Raw genomic sequence first — 14,553 nt, 5'->3', positions numbered from 1 at the left:
CTGCAGGCCCTTCCGCAGATCGCGAACGGCACCGCCAACAAGGTGTGGATCGTTCCGACCGAGCTGACCAAGGCCCTTGAGGGCATGGGCGGCGCGCTGGGCGGCCTGGCCAACATGGCGGGCGACATCCCGAAGGCGTCGGTCGACTCGGCCGCCGTCGAGCGCGAGGCCGTCGAGGCCGCCGAGGCCGCCGCCGCCGAGGCGCAGAAGGTCAACGACCAGGTACGCGTCGCCGAGGCCCAGGTCAGCGGCGACCCGGACAAGACGGCGGCCCTGCCGGCCCCCGAGCCGATCCCGCCGTCAGCCGCCCTGGGCGGCGCCGACTACAACGGCGTCGTCGACCGCGAACGCGCCTGACGCTCGCTTATCGAACGGCCGGCTCCTTTCAGGGAGCCGGCCGTCTCGCGTCTGAGGCCGCCTGGGCTGACCCGCTGACCCGCTGACCCGCTGGCCCGCTGGCCCGCGCGGGCCGGCCTGGCCCAGGCTGACCAGCCAAGCCCGGCCCGCGCGGGCCGGGCTTGGCTCGCTGGGCCGCTGGGCCGCTGGTTCGTTGGGCTGTTGGTTCGCTGGGCCGCTGGTTCGTTGGGCTGTTGGTCCGCTGGGCTGCTGGGCCGCCTGGCTGCTGGCTCGCGCTTAGCCCGCGTTGGGCCGCCGGCTTTTGCCGTTGCGGGCGGTTGCTGTCTCGGGCGGGCAGCGACCGGTGCCGGCGGGGCGTCGCGTTCAGACTTCCGGGTCGTCGCGGCCGAGCTCCCAGAAGGCGACGGCGGCCGCGGCGGCGATGTTGAGCGAGTCGACGTTGCGGCGCATCGGGATCTTGACGGGGACGTCGCTGGCGGCGAGCGCGTTCTTCGACAGGCCGGGGCCCTCGGCGCCCAGCAGCAGCGCCGTCTTCGCGCGCTGCGCGTCGGGGAGCCGCTGGAGCGGTACCGCCCCGGCATCCGGCGTCAGGGCCAGGACGGTGAAGCCGCTCTGCCGGAGTAGTTCCAGGCCGTCGGGCCAAGGCTCCAGGCGCGCGTACGGCACGGCGAACACCTCACCCATGCTGACCCGCACGCTGCGGCGGTAGAGCGGGTCGGCGCAGGTCGGCGAGAGCAGCACCGCGTCGATGCCGAGCGCGGCCGCGCCCCGGAACACGGCGCCGATGTTGGTGTGGTTGTTGACGTCTTCCAGGACGGTGACGCGCCGCGCGGAGGCGATGACGTCTTCGGCCGTACGCAAGGGGACGCGGTGGAACGAGGCCAGCACCCCGCGGTGAACGTGGAAGCCGGTGGCCTTCTCGAGCACGGCCGGGGTGGCCGCGTAGATCGGGGCGTCGCCGGGCAGATCGGCGATCTGGTCGGTGCGTTTCTCGTCGATCAGATAGGACCGCGGCCGGTAGCCGGCCCGCAGCGCGCGGCGCAACACCAGCTCGCCCTCGGCGATGAACAACCCGTTGGGCGGTTCCCACTTCGTGCGCAGTTCCAGATCGGTCAGGGCGCGGTAGTCGCCGAGCCGGTCGTCGCCGGGATCGGTGATCAGCTGGACCTCGGGCACGGCGCTCAGTCGACCCGGTAGGTGAGGTGGGTGGCGTGGCCGGACGCCCGCACGTGGATCTGACGGAGGCGGCGCGGCGTGGCCCCCTCGAACAGCTTCGTGCCGCCGCCGAGCAGCACCGGGGCGAGATGAAGCCGCAGCTCGTCGACCACACCGGCCTCGATCGCGCCGCGGACGGTCGCGCCGCCGCCCATGATGACGACGTCGCGGTCGTCGGCCAGGGACCGGCCCTTCTCGACGGCGCTGGCGATGCCGTCGACCACGAAGGTGAACCTGTCGGCCTGGCGGACCTCGGCCGGCGGGACGCGGGTGACCACGAGGACCGGTGGCTGCGCGGCCAGGCCGGCGCCGTAGCCCACCTCGTCGTTCCAGCCGTCGGGACCGTCGACCACATCGAACAGGGCCCGGCCCATGACGACGGCGCCGGTGGCGTCGGTGCTCTCGGCCAGGACGGTTTTGTCGATCGCGTCGCCCTCGAACGCCCAGAGGTGCAGCGCCTCGCCGCCGCGGCCCAGACCCCGGCCGGGACCGGGCTCGGGGCCGGTCACGAACCCGTCGAGCGACACCGAGATGTCGGCGACCACCTTGGCCATGGCAGCTCCTTCCACCAGGCCCCGGACGTTCCCGGGACTGACTGCGAGCATGCCATTGGGGTACGACGTTTCAGTGCTTGGGGATGAGCCGTCCGCCCGTCCAGGCCAGGCCAGTGCCCGCGGCCAGCAGCAACAGGGCGCCGACGGTCGGCAGCGGCCGCTGCGCGTGAGCGCCGGCGCCGATCGCCGCTGCGGCCAGCATGAGCAGCACACCGTCGGCCGGGTTGACCAGCTTCGAGCGGAAAACGGCCCAGCCCAGCAGAATCCAGCCCGCCCCGATGGCCGCGGTGGCGCCCACCTCGACCAGGCGCAGCTGCCCGGCGTCGAGCGGGGCGCCGGCGGCCACCGTGCCGGCCGGCAGGGCGGTCAGGGGCAGGGTGACGGCAATCCCGGCCAGGCCGAGCAGCAGCCCGAGCAGCGCGGAACGGCGGGTCCGGGACCCTGCGAGCAGACCGGCCAGGGCGATCATGGCGATGGCGGCCAGCCAGCCCGCGGCCACGGTCACCAGGAGCGGGCCGGGCGGGGTGTCGATGCCCAGCGTCGTCCAGCCGTGCAGCAGGGCCGCCGCGGGCAGCGCCCACAGGGCCAGGCGGGCGTAGCGCCGCACGCTCCAGACCCACACTGCTTCGCGTACGGGAAGAAGGTGTTCCGTGTCGGTCGTGCCGGCGCCCCCGACCCAGGCGGGCGCGACCCGCAGCGGTCGGCCGCTGGCCGTCTGACGGTGGCTGATGCTCATGGCTCCGCCTCGCGTGGCTCAAGTCGAGCGGCTCGGGGGCAACCGTCGGGATCCTGGGTGCAGCCTTCCAGAGCGCCGCCGGCCGTGCAGCGAATTCACAGAAACCCACCACCGGGAAACTGTCGGACGGGCACGCGAAGATGTCGGCATGACCACAGAACTGACCGTCCCCGCCCTCGCCGAACTCCGCCTGCGGCGCAGCATCAAGTGGCGCAGGTTCCCGGGCGACGTGCTGCCGCTCTTCGTCGCGGAGACCGACTATCTGCCGGCCCCGCCGGTCGCCGCCGTGCTGAGCGAGGCGGTCAGCCGCGGCGACATCGGCTATTCGACTCCCGGCCCCGAGCTGGGCAAGGCGTTCGCCGGTTTCGCCGGGCGGCAGTGGGGCTGGGAACCCGACCCGTCCCAGGTCACCCAGGTCACCGACGTCGGGGTCGGGGTGGTCGAGCTACTGCGCCGCCTGGTCCGCCCCGGCGACCCGGTGGTGATCAGCCCGCCGGTCTACCCGCCGTTCTTCGACTGGGTGCCCGAGGCCGGCGGCCGCGTGGTCGAGGTGCCGCTGGCCGGCACGAAACTCGACCTGGCGGCGCTCGAGGCGGCCTTCGCCGCGCATCCCGCGGCCTACATCCTGTGCAACCCCCACAATCCGGTCGGCCGGGTACACACTGCCGACGAACTGTCCGAACTCGTCCGGTTGGCCCGGCTCTACCACGTGCCGATCATCAGCGACGAGATCCACGGCGCGCTGGTGCTCCCCGGCGCGACGTTCACCCCGTTGCTTTCGGTGCCCGGCGCGGCCGAGGTCGCGCTGGCCGTGGTCTCCGCCAGCAAGGCCTTCAACCTGGCCGGCCTCAAGTGCGCGGCGATCGTCAGCGCCTCTCCAAGCATGGCCCGCGTGGTCGACGGCCTGGCCGTCGAGGTCACCGAACGCACCGGCCATCTCGGCGTCCTGGCCGCCGTGGCCGCCTTCACCGAGGGCGACGCCTGGCTGAGCTCGCTGATCACAACGCTGGCGGCCCGCCGCGACCAGTTGTCGTCGCTGTTGGCCACCCAGCTGCCGGCGCTGCGCTGGGTGCCGCCCGAGGCCACCTACCTGGCCTGGCTCGACGCCTCGGCGCTGGGCCGCGACGCCGAACCGTGCGACCGCTTCCTGACCGAGGCCCGGGTGGCCGTCGAGCCCGGCACCAGATTCGGCGCGGCCGGCTCGGGCTTCATCCGCCTCAACTTCGCCACGAGCCCCGAAATCCTGACCGAGGCGGTGGCCCGCATGTCTACCGTCTCCACCTGACCGCCCCTCGACCGCGAGCCCCCGACCCGTCGCGTCAGAGGCGTTCCCACGTCGCGTTGCCTCACGAGGCGCTGCCTCGCATCGTGCCGCCCAGGCGGTGTTGCGTTGGGCCGTCCTTCCCGTGGCTCTGCCCCCGGGTCGTGCTGTCCGGGCGGCACTACCTCGCGTCCGCGCTGTCCGGGCGGCACTACCTCGCGTCCGCGCTGTCCGGACGGCACTACCTCGCGTCCGCGCTGGCCGGGTGGTGCTGCCCCGCGTCGCGTTGGCCGGATGGTGCTGCCCCGCGTCGCGTTGGCCGGGTGGTGCTGTCCCGCGTCGCGCTGGCTCGGTGGCGCTGCCTCGCGTCGCGCTGGCTCGGTGGCGCTGCCCCCGTCGTGCTGCCGGGTGGTGTTGTCTCGGGCCGTCTTTTTCGTGACGGCGTGCGCGTCGTGCTGCTTGGGTGGCGCGGTGCCGCGCCGCTGAGCCGTGATGGCCACCCGGTGCAGGCTGACGAACGTTGTGTCGGTGACGGGGCTGTCCGGCGTCAGGCGGCATGTGTGGCTGTCGGCGTTGGCGGTGTTGCGATTCGCGGTGCTGCCTGCGTGTGGCGTGCGCTCTCGCGCCGCGCTGTCTCACGCGATCGCGGTGCGCCGGGTGCTGCGTTGTGACGGGGCTTGCGGCGCGATTTCCTGCGCGGCGTTGCGGGCTCGAGTAGGGCGGGTGGGGAGTTGGGATGCGGATTGTTGGGTGATCGCGATGCATGGGTAGGTGGGCGTGCTGTCTCGGCGGTAGAGCGGCGCGGGCGCGCGTCCGGAAGTACGGTTGAAGTGGCCGATGTGGTCCGCGAAGCGGGGGTGTTCCAGTGTCGTCCGGATCGGGCTCGGGTTCCGCCGCCGACCAGCATCTGCTGGCTCTGCTGCGGGCGATCCGCCTGCGTCAGGCCGCTCCCGACGCTGTGGCCGCCGGCATCGCTGACACGGTTGAGGCCCTGCGCGACCAGGTCGAGGCGGACCACCCTCAGCAGCTGCCGGCCGGCGAGCCCCACGAAGCTCTGCCGCCCGGCGTTTCCCGGCCCGGCCTGCCGGCTGCCCCTTCCCACTACGACGATCAAGCCGCCACCGGCCAGCCCGTGCGGCCGCGCTGGGCCACACCCCCCGCCGACCGCGGGGCTTTGAACGGGCCGGGAGCCGCGGAGTTGCCGGGCGCGGATCGAAGCGCCACCGGCGACCCTTCGGACAGCGACCGTGAGGGTCGGTCCGAGGCGGCGCACAACGGTGGTGATGGCCGGCCTGTCTCGGACCTGGCCGGCGGGTCTGTCGCGCCGGCCGAAGAAGCTGGGCCTGCGCCCGGGCGCTCCTTCTGGGACAGGCGTTCGGTGCGGGCTGTGCCGCCGGGTCCGGGCCGGAAAGGGGGGCCCTCGACGGCCGAGCCCGGCCTGCGGGCCGGCGGGGAGGGCGCTGGGCCGGCGGGGAGCGCGGGCGGCCGGGCGTGGATGCCGGCGATCGATCCCGCGCGGAAGCGGCCCGCGTCGGCACTGCCGCCGGCACCGGTTGACGCTGGTGCGATCACGGACGCCACCGCTGGGGATCTCGCGTCCGGGCTGTCATCGATGACGCCGGCGGAAGCCGGGCGATACATCGAGGCGTTCCGCGTGGCTGGTGCGGTGTCGCTGTCGCCGGGGGAGGCCCGGCTACTGGCTGAGGCGTTCCGGGTGGCCGGCTCGGCTGGTGGGCCGTTGATGACGCCGGAGGAGGCTGGGCGTTATGCCGAGGCGCTCCGGGAAGTGGGTTTGGCCGGGAGCGCGCCGGGGACAACGGACGGTGTCGGGCGTTCTTTGGAGGTACGCGGTGGCGAGCGGGCGCTGGTGACGCCGGATCACGGGGACGGTGGCGGCGGCGCGGGGCTCGGGGGTGTGGAGCGTACGGGAGAAGGTTCGGCGGGGGTGACGCCTGACGAAGCTGGGCGTTTCGCCGACGTCGAGGCGGTGGGGCGGCCCAGCCGGAACCAGTTCGCGGGGCTGCCGGTTCGGCGGGTGGAGAGTGGGGTTCGGCCGGTGACTGAGCCTTGGGCGCCGGACGCGCCTGAGGTGGAGGCCGGGCCGCGGCCTGAGTGGGCAAGCGGAGGCCGCGTACGGGATGAAGGTGGGTTTTTGCGAGGCGAAGGTCAGCGGGAGGGCGCTACGCGGGCAGCGGGAGCGCCGGCGCCGCGGTTGCCGGGGTTTGATCTGCCGCACGTCATGCCGCCGATGGTGTCGCCGAGCCGGGGCGCGGGGGACGGGATGGACCCGGCCGACGATGCGCTCCTGCGGGAGACGCAGCGGCTGCTCAGCACGAGTCTGACCTTCGCGGGCGGGCCGGTTGAGGTGGCCGAGCGATTGCGGGCCGCTCTGATGCAGGCGCATCCGGGGCTGATGGCGGCGCTGCCGGGCGGGCCGGCAACACATGCGGCGCAGCTCGCGCGGGCTCTGACCTGGCTGGTTCACCACCTCGACCGGCCGCCGGTGCTCGTCGAGGGCACGGGGCGGCTGGGGGCGGCGCTGGCCGCGTGCGGAGTCGAGCCGGGGCAGATGCGTCTCGTGGGGGCGGCGCTGGCCGAGGCGATGCGGGCCGGCATGGCGCCGGGGCAGTGGCGGCAAGATTTCGATCTGGCCTGGCGGTCCACCTGGCAGCACGTGTTCGAATGGATCTCCCACGGCGCGGTGCGGGCCGCCTACGACCCGCCGGTGTGGGACGCGACCGTCGTCGCGCATGAACTGCGCCGGCCCGACCTGGCTGTCGTGCGGTTGCGGCCGGATCTGCCGATGCCGTACCGGCCGGGGCAGTACGCGCGCGTCCAGGTGCCCGAGCTGCCGGCCATCTGGCGGCCCTATTCGCTCGCCGGGGCGCCTCGCCGGAACGATCTCGTCGAGCTGCACGTCCGCGCCAAGACGACCTCGGGCGTCAGCGGCACGCTCGTTCACCGGACGCGCGTCGGCGACCCGGTGCGCATCAGCCGGGCCGAAGGCGGGATGACCCTGCCTTCCGACCCCGGCCGCAACCTGCTGCTGATCGCCGGCGACACCGGTGTGGCCCCCTTGAAGGCCATGTTGATCGAGCTGGCCGACACCGGCGACCCGCGTTCGGCGGTGCTCTTCTGGGGCGTCCGCGATCTCGACGAGCTGTACGACATCGACGAGATAGCCGCGGCTGCCCGCGCCGCCCGCCGGGCCACCGTCGTGCCCGTCGTTTCCGAAGGGGACCCCGGCCCGTACGCGTCCGGCCTGGTCACCGACGCTGTGGCGGCCTACGGCGAGTGGTCCGACCACGAGGTCTACCTGGCCGGCCCGCCCTTGATGCTCGCCGCCACCAGCCTGGCAATGCAACAGCTGGGCGTGTCCCCGGACCGCATCCACCACGACCCACCGGAATAGCCCGCCACCCGGCCCTATTCCGGTGGCGGAACCTTGTAGCCGGCCACCGAGGGCCAGCGCACGGTCAGCACGACCGTGTCTTCCTCCTCGGCCAGCCAGGAATGGTCGACCCCGCGGCCCCAGACGACGTAGTCGCCGGGCTCGGTGAGGACCACCGTCCGGTCGGGGAACTCCATGTGGAAGCGGCCCTTGATCAAGACCAGCAGGGCCGTGCGCTGCTCGCCGGTCACCCACTTGGCGCGGCAGTCGCCCTTGGGGTGGCGGCCCCATTTGATCTCGACGTCGGCGCTGTGCCGCGGGTCGCCGGCCGGGCGGAAGTGGCCGAGCAGCCAGCCCTGCTCCTCGGGCGCGTCGAGGTCGGCCTTACCGACGTAGACGGCGCCGGGTTCGGCGTTGTGCTCGGTCACGGTGTCGTACACGGTCACAGGGCGTCGGTCAGGATCTTGGCGTAGGCGGCCGGGACGTAGGTGGGGCCGCCCGGGGTCAGGACGTCGTCACGGCTGGCGGCGGCCCACGCTTCGGCGGGGACGGCGGAGCGCAGCGCCACCAGCACGGGGGCGTCGTCGTCGAGCATGGAGAGGGCCACCACCGACTCCTCCACCTCGCCGACGCACTCGAAGGGCTTGTGGGCGTCGATGCCCAGCAGTTCCAGGAAGCCGGGGACCTGGGCCTCGTCGGCGAAGAGGTCGTGGCCGAAGATCTTGTTGAGGCGGGCACGGGGCATGGCGGGGGCCATCGCCAGATAGACGAAGCGGCACTTCGGGCAGTCGCCGCACCAGCGGACGGTCGGATCGTGCAGCTTGAAGGCCTTGTTGCAGCTCGTCACCACGTCGTCGTACTGGGTGTGACGGGCGAACAACTGCGCGATGTGCAGCTCGGACAGCGACCGCAACAGCGAGAAGTACGGCTCGGTGAGCCCCGCGTGGGTGGTGACCGCCGTGCGCAGCAGGCCCTCGGCCGCCACGCCCTTGGACCACTGGTGGTTGACCTCGTGACCGTTCCAGATCAGATTGGGGTCGGACGCCGAGCGCTCGTTGGACATCACCACCGGGCCCAGGCCGTGCCAGACGGCGGTGGCGATCGCGATCAGCGAGTTGATCGCGGTGACCGGGATGTGGCCGTTCAGCGCGCCCGCCTTGTTCAGCTCGAACAGGCGCGGGTCGAGCCGGCGGCGCGCGGACAGCGCGGGCAGGCCGGAGGCGGCGTTGACGTTCTGGATCACCGGGTTGGGGTTGACCGAGAACGGCACCGGGTCGAGCCCGGCCGCGCGCAGGATCTCCAGGGTGACGATCGAGTCCTTGCCGCCGCCGACCGCCGACAGGGGCCGCCCGTGGCTGTTGTCGACCGGCTCGGCCGGCTCGACGTCGCCGTCCGGCGTCTCGACCACCAGGGACAGCACGTGCGGCAGCTGGTTGCGGTAGGCGTACTCGGCCAGGCCCTCGGTGTAGATCGCCGTGAAGTAGCCGGCCACGGCGGGCGCGACCGGCCGGGGCGCGACGACGCGGGCCGGTGCGCCGACCTTGTAGTAGCTGACACCGGCCACGACGTGCAGAAGCTCGAGCACGCGGGGAAGCGCGGCCGGGACCGCACTGTCACCCGGCGGAACGGGCAGCGTGATCGTCTCGGTGAAGCGCAGCGGTTCCGGGCCGTCGAGCACGTAGTCGAACGTCGCCACCCCGGTCGTGGGGTCGAAGGCGTACGAAGGAAAGCGCATGACGTCGAACTGCACCCGGGAACTCCTGTCTGAGGGCCGACCGGCAATACTAATGCCACTCGTCGAAGGGAAGAGAACGTGCGCCTGGCAGACCTGAAGGGCCGGTCCGTAGCGGTCTGGGGCACGGGCCGCGAGGGCCGGGCCGCGGTGACGGCGATCGCCCCGCACGCGCCGTCACGGCTGATCGCCGTGGATGACAGCGCGAACTTCCTCTCCGTTGCCTGGGACGGCCCGCTGGCCGCGCTGGCGCCGCTGGCCGGCGGCGACCACGCCTTCCCGGCGCTGGTCACGGCCGATGTCGTGGTGCGTTCGCCGGGTGTGCCGCAGACTCACCCCTGGATGGCGGAGCTGCGCCGTCGCGGTGTGACGGTCACCGGCGGTAGCGCCCTCTGGATGGCCGATCACGCCGCGCGCACGATCGGGGTGACGGGCAGCAAGGGCAAGAGCACCACCTCGAGCCTGATCAGCCACCTGCTGACGGCGCTCGGCCGGCCCAACGTCTTCGGCGGGAACATCGGGGTGCCGCTGCTCGACCTGCCGCCGGCCGAGCAGTACGTGCTCGAGCTGTCGAGCTACCAGTGCGCGGATCTCACCGACTCGCCGCGGGTGGCCGTCGTGACGTCGCTGTTCCCCGAGCACCTCGACGCGCACGGCGGCGAGAAGGAGTACTACCGCGACAAGCTCAACCTGCTCCGCCACAGTCCGGAAATGATCGTCGTGAACGGGTCGGACGAGCGCCTGCGCGACGAGATCCGCGGGGTGACCGACGCCAATGGCTTCCCGCCCGTCCCGGCCGCCGCCGACGACTCGCGCTTCCGGGTCGAGGACGACGTCGTGTTCTGCTCCGACGAGCCGCTCTTCCCGCGCGCGACGCTGCGGCTCAAGGGCGGGCACAACGGCCGCAACCTGTGTGTGGCGCTGGCCGTGCTCGACGGCCTGGGCATCGACGTGCCGGGCGAGAAGGCGCGGCTCGCGGCGGCGGTCGCGTCGTTCGAGGGGCTGCCGCACCGGCTCACCGAGATCGGCGACCCGTCCGGGCTGACCTTCGTCGACGACACGCTCTCGACCAGCCCGTACTCGGCCATGCACGCCATCGAGGCCTATGCCGACCGCCCACTGACCGTGCTGCTGGGCGGCACCGATCGCGGTCTCGACTACTCGCCGCTACGGCACTTCCTGGCCGATCGCGAACTCACAGTGATCGGCATCCCCGACAGCGGGCCGCGGATCCTGGCCGAGCTGTCCGGCCTCGACAAGATCAAGAGTGTGGCCGCGGACGACCTTCCCGACGCCGTACGCCGGGCGCGCGAGCTGACCCCGGCGGGCGGAGTGGTGCTGTTGTCGCCGGCCGCCCCCAGCTACGGCCAGTACCGCAACTTCGAGCACCGCTCCGAGGCCTTCGCCGAAGCGATCAAGGCGACTGCCTGACGGAGGGGCGACTGCCTGACGGAGGGGCGACTGCCTGACGGAGGGGCGACTGCCTGACGGAGGGGCGACTGCCTGATGGAGGGACGGCCGCCTATGAGAGCGGGGCCCGCTGTCGGGCGGTCGCTTGTGAGGGGCGCGCCCATTCGCGGGTGATCGCCTGACGTGGCGTGGGTGGGGTCAGTCCCACCAGCAGCGCCAGACCGGCGCGTCCAGCAGGCTGGCGGCCAGGTCGGTGAGGTTGTCGGCGAAGTAGAAGTCGTAGTAGCCGTCGTTGTACGCCTTGTACTGCCAGGCCAGGTCGAGGGCCTCGGGGTGGGTGCGGGGCGGGCGCCTGACGGCGAACTCGGCGGTGGTGCCGGTCATCGAGACCAGGTCGGCGCCGTACCGGTCGTGCCAGTAGCGCAGGATCGCGGCGTGTTCGGCGGGGTCGGGGTAGTCGTTCCAGCCGCCGTAGTGCAGCACCATCGGAACCAGCCAGCCCGCCGCCGCGGGCACCAGGGCAACGGTCACCTCGTCGTCGGCGTGGCCGAATCCTGAGCCGCGCCGTTCCGGAGCCTCGGGCCAGTTCCGCTCCTCGTTCAGGTCGGCGTTGATCTCGGCGGTCAGCTCGGGGCCGTAGACGCGGAGGCTGCCGGCCCAGCGCTCGGCCAGCAGGGCGGCGCCGTCGAGGGTCTCGAAGCGGGCCTGGGCGTCCGCCGGGCTCTCGTACTCGTAACCGTCCGCGAAGTACTCCGGGGCGTCGGCGTCGAGCAGCAACGGCCAACAGCCGGTGGTGGGGTGGACGTCGCGCAGGCGCTGCCACCAGTCGAGGGCGTGATCGCCCGGCGTGGTGAAGGCGAGAACCTGCGCTCCCGTGGGGGTCGTCAGCAGGGGGCCGTGCGGCGGCAGGGCAGCGGCATCAGGAGGCACGGAACGATGATCGCCTATGGCGTCGAGCGGCCGGTGCGAGGCCGCACACCTTGATGCGGGCGGCGCGATCAGTGGCGCATCGGCATCCGGAGCGGTTTTCGCGTCCGTGCGGCGTGCGACCGGCGGGGGCCGGGCCGGCCTCGGGGGAGGGGCTGGACGGCGGCCGCGCGTCGAAGGTGCGCCTCGGCCTACCCGGGCCGGCGTCACGCCCGTACGGGAGCGAAGTTCTGATCTTGCTGAAGCCGAAAGCGGCTGCTCGTGCAGGCCCGATGCCCGTACGGGAAAGTGTTGACCTTGTTTCCCGAGTAAAGGTCACGTTTCAAAGTCGCCAAGAGATGGCCCCAACGGCCATGCCGCGCGTTCCGATCATCCAGTTGGCGTGCGCCGAACGGCCGATCTCAAAAGCGGACATACCCCCGCATGTGATGGCTGTCACGCCGTAAAGAACATTTCCGGATCGATGGCCGTCAAGCGGTGCCCGCGTAACACGCGTTCATCAGCGCAGGTCAGGTAACGGTTTGAAAACTTCGCCCAGAACCTTGACACGGAGGGGCGGTTAGTAAGAACTTTTACCGCGACAGTAAACACTGTTTCCTGAAAGGGTGGCCAATGAGCGAGCCGGAGATGGACGGCGCCGCGTCGACCGCGGTCGTCGACTCCCTGGTTCCGGGTGCGGGGGTCACCACCAGCCACAACAACGGTGGTCAGCGGAACTCGGACGGGGTGCTGGCCCGGGTGCGGTCGCTGCTGCCGGAGTTCACGGGCGCGCTGCGACGGGTCGCCGAGCATGTCCTGACCGATCCGGCCGCCGCCTCCCGGGCGACCATCGTCGAGCTGGCCGAGCGCAGCGGCACCTCGCCGGCGACCATCACCCGGTTCTGCCGCGCACTCGGCTTCGACGGGTACGCGGACCTGCGTCTGGGAATCGCGGCGGAGACCGGGCGGGCACGTTCCGCCGGGTGGACCGTCGACATCGGGCGCGAGATCCAGCCCGGCGACCCGCTCGACCGGGTCCTCGGCCAGATCATGGCGGCCGACACCCAAGCCATGCACGACACGGCTGCGCTGCTCGACCTGGCCGAGGTGGAGCGGGCCGCGGTGGCGATCGCTGCCTCGACGAGGGTCAACATCTTCGGCGCCAGCGGAAGCGCGCTGGTCGGCGAGGAGATGCAGTTCAGCCTGCACCGCATCGGGGTGCCGGTCTGGGCCTGGACCGACGTGCACAACGGTCTGGCCAGCGCCGCGCTCTCGCGGCCCGGTGACGTCGCGCTCGGCATCTCGCACAGCGGAGAGACCGGCGAGACGATCGAGATGCTCGCCGAGGCGAGCAGCCGGGGCGCCACCACCATCGCCCTCACCAGCTTCCCGCGTTCGCCGCTGGCCGAGCTGGCCGACATCACTCTTCTCACCGCCACCCAGGCGACGACCTTCCGGCCGGACGCGCTCAGCGCCCGTCATCCCCAGTTGGTCGTCCTCGATCTTCTCTACATCGCCGTCGCGCAGCGGACCCACGAACGTTCGCACGCAGCCTTCCAACGCACCGCCCAGGCAGTACATGGCCACAAGGCGGCCAAGGACGGCAGCACCACCTGAAATCGCATCATCCCCAGTAGATATAACTCCCCAGGAGGAAGCGTGAAGCGCAAGATCGCTGCCGCCGCGGCCATCGCTGCGACGCTGCTCGGTGCCGCTGCCTGCGGCTCCAACGACGAAGACGCCCCTACCACCTCGGCTTCCGGCAAGGTTGACGGCACCGGCAAGACCCTCAAGGTCTGGCTCATGGTCGACGCGCAGACCGCCTGGAAGGGCGTCGTCGACGACGCCAGCAAGCGGTTCACCGCCGCCACCGGCGCTCAGGTGAACGTCGAGTACCAGCAGTGGGCCAACCACCTCACCAAGCTGGACGCGACCCTGGCCGGCAGCGACGTCCCCGACGTCGTCGAGCTGGGCAACACCGAGTTCCCCAAGTACGTCTTCAGCGGCGCCTTCGGTGCGGTCAACCCGGCCGACTACGAGAACTCGGGCTCGTGGCTGCAGGGCCTCAAGGGGGCCTGTGACTTCGAGGGCAAGACCTACTGCGTGCCCTACTACGCCGGCGCCCGCGTGCTGATCTACCGCACCGACCTGCTCAAGAAGGCCGGTTTCACCGAGGCTCCGAAGACGTACGACGAGTTCCTGTCGGTCGCCGACAAGGTTCAGGCTGCCGAGAAGGCCAACAGCAAGTTCGGCGCCGTCTACATGCCGGGCCAGTACTGGTACGCGGCGATGAGCTGGGTCAAGTCCTCCGGCGGCGAGATCGCGAAGCAGGACGGCGACAAGTGGGTCGGCCAGCTGTCGACGCCGCAGTCGATCGAGGGCCTGCAGAAGTGGGTCGACCTGGTCAAGAAGTACTCGAAGGCCGACCCCACCAAGAACGAGAACGACCAGGCCAACACGTTCGCCCAGGGCACCGCGGCCATGTTCTACGGCAACGCGTGGGAGCAGGGTTCGGCCGAGGAGACCAAGAAGGACCCCAACGACCCGAACTCCAAGCTGGTCCCGACCAAGGTGAAGGGCAAGCTGGCCGCCGCGCCGATGCCCGAGATCCCGTCGTTCCTCGGTGGCTCCAACCTCGGCATCACCGAGAAGAGCCAGAACAAGGAGCTGGCCGCCCAGTGGGTCAAGGCCTTCACCGACAGCACCTCGATGGCCGGGCTGGTCAAGGCCAACGCGCTGCCGAACGCGACCGCGCTGCTCGACAAGGCCGCGGCGGACAACCCGAAGATCGCGCCGGCCGCTCTGGCCGCGAAGAACAGCTGGTTCCCGCCGAACGCCGAGAAGTGGGCCGACGTCGAGAAGGGCGCGATCCTGCAGACCATGCTGACCGACGTCCTCACCGGCAAGAAGTCGGTGGCTGACGGGGCCAAGTGGGCCGACGACCAGATCAACTCGACGCTCAACGAGAGCTGACATCCGCCGAGCTGCCCG

11 protein-coding genes and 1 pseudogene are annotated in these 14,553 nt (G+C 71.8%); 6 read left to right on the top strand and 6 right to left on the bottom strand.

The genetic code is table 11. The features are described from left to right. Nucleotides 1–357, top strand: a pseudogene (locus tag KXC43_RS40155) (SPFH domain-containing protein); the annotation flags it as partial. Nucleotides 358–720: 363 nt separating this feature from the next. Here the strand turns inward: KXC43_RS40155 and KXC43_RS40150 are convergent. The 3 genes from KXC43_RS40150 to KXC43_RS40140 form a co-directional block, all read right to left on the bottom strand. Then, the gene (locus KXC43_RS40150; protein ID WP_221381496.1) at nucleotides 721–1,542 is read right to left on the bottom strand and encodes a TrmH family RNA methyltransferase; all 822 of its coding nucleotides are present in this window, start codon (nucleotides 1,540–1,542) and stop codon (nucleotides 721–723) included. Next, complete coding sequence (locus KXC43_RS40145) at nucleotides 1,539–2,126, bottom strand: dihydrofolate reductase family protein (protein ID WP_221381483.1); 588 nt, start codon at nucleotides 2,124–2,126, stop codon at nucleotides 1,539–1,541. Before KXC43_RS40145 ends, KXC43_RS40150 begins: the two co-directional genes overlap by 4 nt. A 70-nt stretch (nucleotides 2,127–2,196) precedes the next feature. Beyond that, the gene (locus KXC43_RS40140; protein WP_221381482.1) at nucleotides 2,197–2,862 is read right to left on the bottom strand and encodes a hypothetical protein; all 666 of its coding nucleotides are present in this window, start codon (nucleotides 2,860–2,862) and stop codon (nucleotides 2,197–2,199) included. 148 nt (nucleotides 2,863–3,010) lie between these two features. On the opposite strand from KXC43_RS40140, the gene KXC43_RS40135 reads away from it, so the two are divergent. Next, nucleotides 3,011–4,147: a MalY/PatB family protein gene (locus tag KXC43_RS40135; RefSeq protein WP_221381481.1), complete on the top strand. Its 1,137-nt coding sequence runs from the start codon at nucleotides 3,011–3,013 to the stop codon at nucleotides 4,145–4,147. A gap of 2,224 nt (nucleotides 4,148–6,371) precedes the next feature. Next, nucleotides 6,372–7,535: an FAD-binding oxidoreductase gene (locus tag KXC43_RS40130; protein ID WP_255645637.1), complete on the top strand. Its 1,164-nt coding sequence runs from the start codon at nucleotides 6,372–6,374 to the stop codon at nucleotides 7,533–7,535. Between the two features lie 14 nt (nucleotides 7,536–7,549). Here KXC43_RS40130 and KXC43_RS40125 read toward each other — a convergent pair whose 3' ends face one another. Both KXC43_RS40125 and KXC43_RS40120 read right to left on the bottom strand, forming a co-directional pair. Beyond that, nucleotides 7,550–7,960 carry a cupin domain-containing protein gene (locus KXC43_RS40125; protein WP_308129481.1) on the bottom strand — a complete coding sequence of 137 codons (411 nt, stop codon included), beginning with the start codon at nucleotides 7,958–7,960 and terminating at the stop codon, nucleotides 7,550–7,552. Then, nucleotides 7,957–9,264: a MurL-like N-terminal domain-containing gene (locus tag KXC43_RS40120; RefSeq protein WP_498370579.1), complete on the bottom strand. Its 1,308-nt coding sequence runs from the start codon at nucleotides 9,262–9,264 to the stop codon at nucleotides 7,957–7,959. Before KXC43_RS40120 ends, KXC43_RS40125 begins: the two co-directional genes overlap by 4 nt. Before the next feature lie 63 nt (nucleotides 9,265–9,327). On the opposite strand from KXC43_RS40120, the gene murD reads away from it, so the two are divergent. Next, nucleotides 9,328–10,677 (top strand): UDP-N-acetylmuramoyl-L-alanine--D-glutamate ligase, encoded by a 1,350-nt coding sequence (gene murD / locus KXC43_RS40115; RefSeq protein ID WP_221381480.1) that lies wholly within the window; start codon nucleotides 9,328–9,330, stop codon nucleotides 10,675–10,677. Nucleotides 10,678–10,854: 177 nt separating this feature from the next. Here the strand turns inward: murD and KXC43_RS40110 are convergent, their stop codons facing one another. Next, nucleotides 10,855–11,586, bottom strand: a complete 732-nt coding sequence (locus KXC43_RS40110; RefSeq protein ID WP_221381479.1) for a DUF4253 domain-containing protein — start codon at nucleotides 11,584–11,586, stop codon at nucleotides 10,855–10,857. A gap of 609 nt (nucleotides 11,587–12,195) precedes the next feature. Here KXC43_RS40110 and KXC43_RS40105 point away from each other — a divergent pair. Together KXC43_RS40105 and KXC43_RS40100 are read left to right on the top strand one after the other, a co-directional pair. Continuing rightward, complete coding sequence (locus tag KXC43_RS40105; protein ID WP_221381478.1) at nucleotides 12,196–13,179, top strand: MurR/RpiR family transcriptional regulator; 984 nt, start codon at nucleotides 12,196–12,198, stop codon at nucleotides 13,177–13,179. A gap of 42 nt (nucleotides 13,180–13,221) precedes the next feature. Next, nucleotides 13,222–14,535 carry an extracellular solute-binding protein gene (locus tag KXC43_RS40100; protein ID WP_221381477.1) on the top strand — a complete coding sequence of 438 codons (1,314 nt, stop codon included), beginning with the start codon at nucleotides 13,222–13,224 and terminating at the stop codon, nucleotides 14,533–14,535. Nucleotides 14,536–14,553 lie beyond the last annotated feature (18 nt).

Source organism: Paractinoplanes polyasparticus (assembly GCF_019710575.1).
In the GTDB taxonomy this organism is placed as follows: domain Bacteria; phylum Actinomycetota; class Actinomycetes; order Mycobacteriales; family Micromonosporaceae; genus Actinoplanes; species Actinoplanes polyasparticus.
Note: the sequence above shows the minus strand (reverse complement) of the source record. Positions and strands in the feature narration are given on the sequence as shown.

Coding starts and splice junctions, on each gene's coding strand:
- KXC43_RS40145 (WP_221381483.1), bottom strand. CDS start 2,126: ATGGCCAAGGTGGTCGCCGACATCTCGGTGTCGCTCGACGGGTTCGTG.
- KXC43_RS40140 (WP_221381482.1), bottom strand. CDS start 2,862: ATGAGCATCAGCCACCGTCAGACGGCCAGCGGCCGACCGCTGCGGGTC.
- KXC43_RS40135 (WP_221381481.1), top strand. CDS start 3,011: ATGACCACAGAACTGACCGTCCCCGCCCTCGCCGAACTCCGCCTGCGG.
- KXC43_RS40130 (WP_255645637.1), top strand. CDS start 6,372: ATGGTGTCGCCGAGCCGGGGCGCGGGGGACGGGATGGACCCGGCCGAC.
- KXC43_RS40105 (WP_221381478.1), top strand. CDS start 12,196: ATGAGCGAGCCGGAGATGGACGGCGCCGCGTCGACCGCGGTCGTCGAC.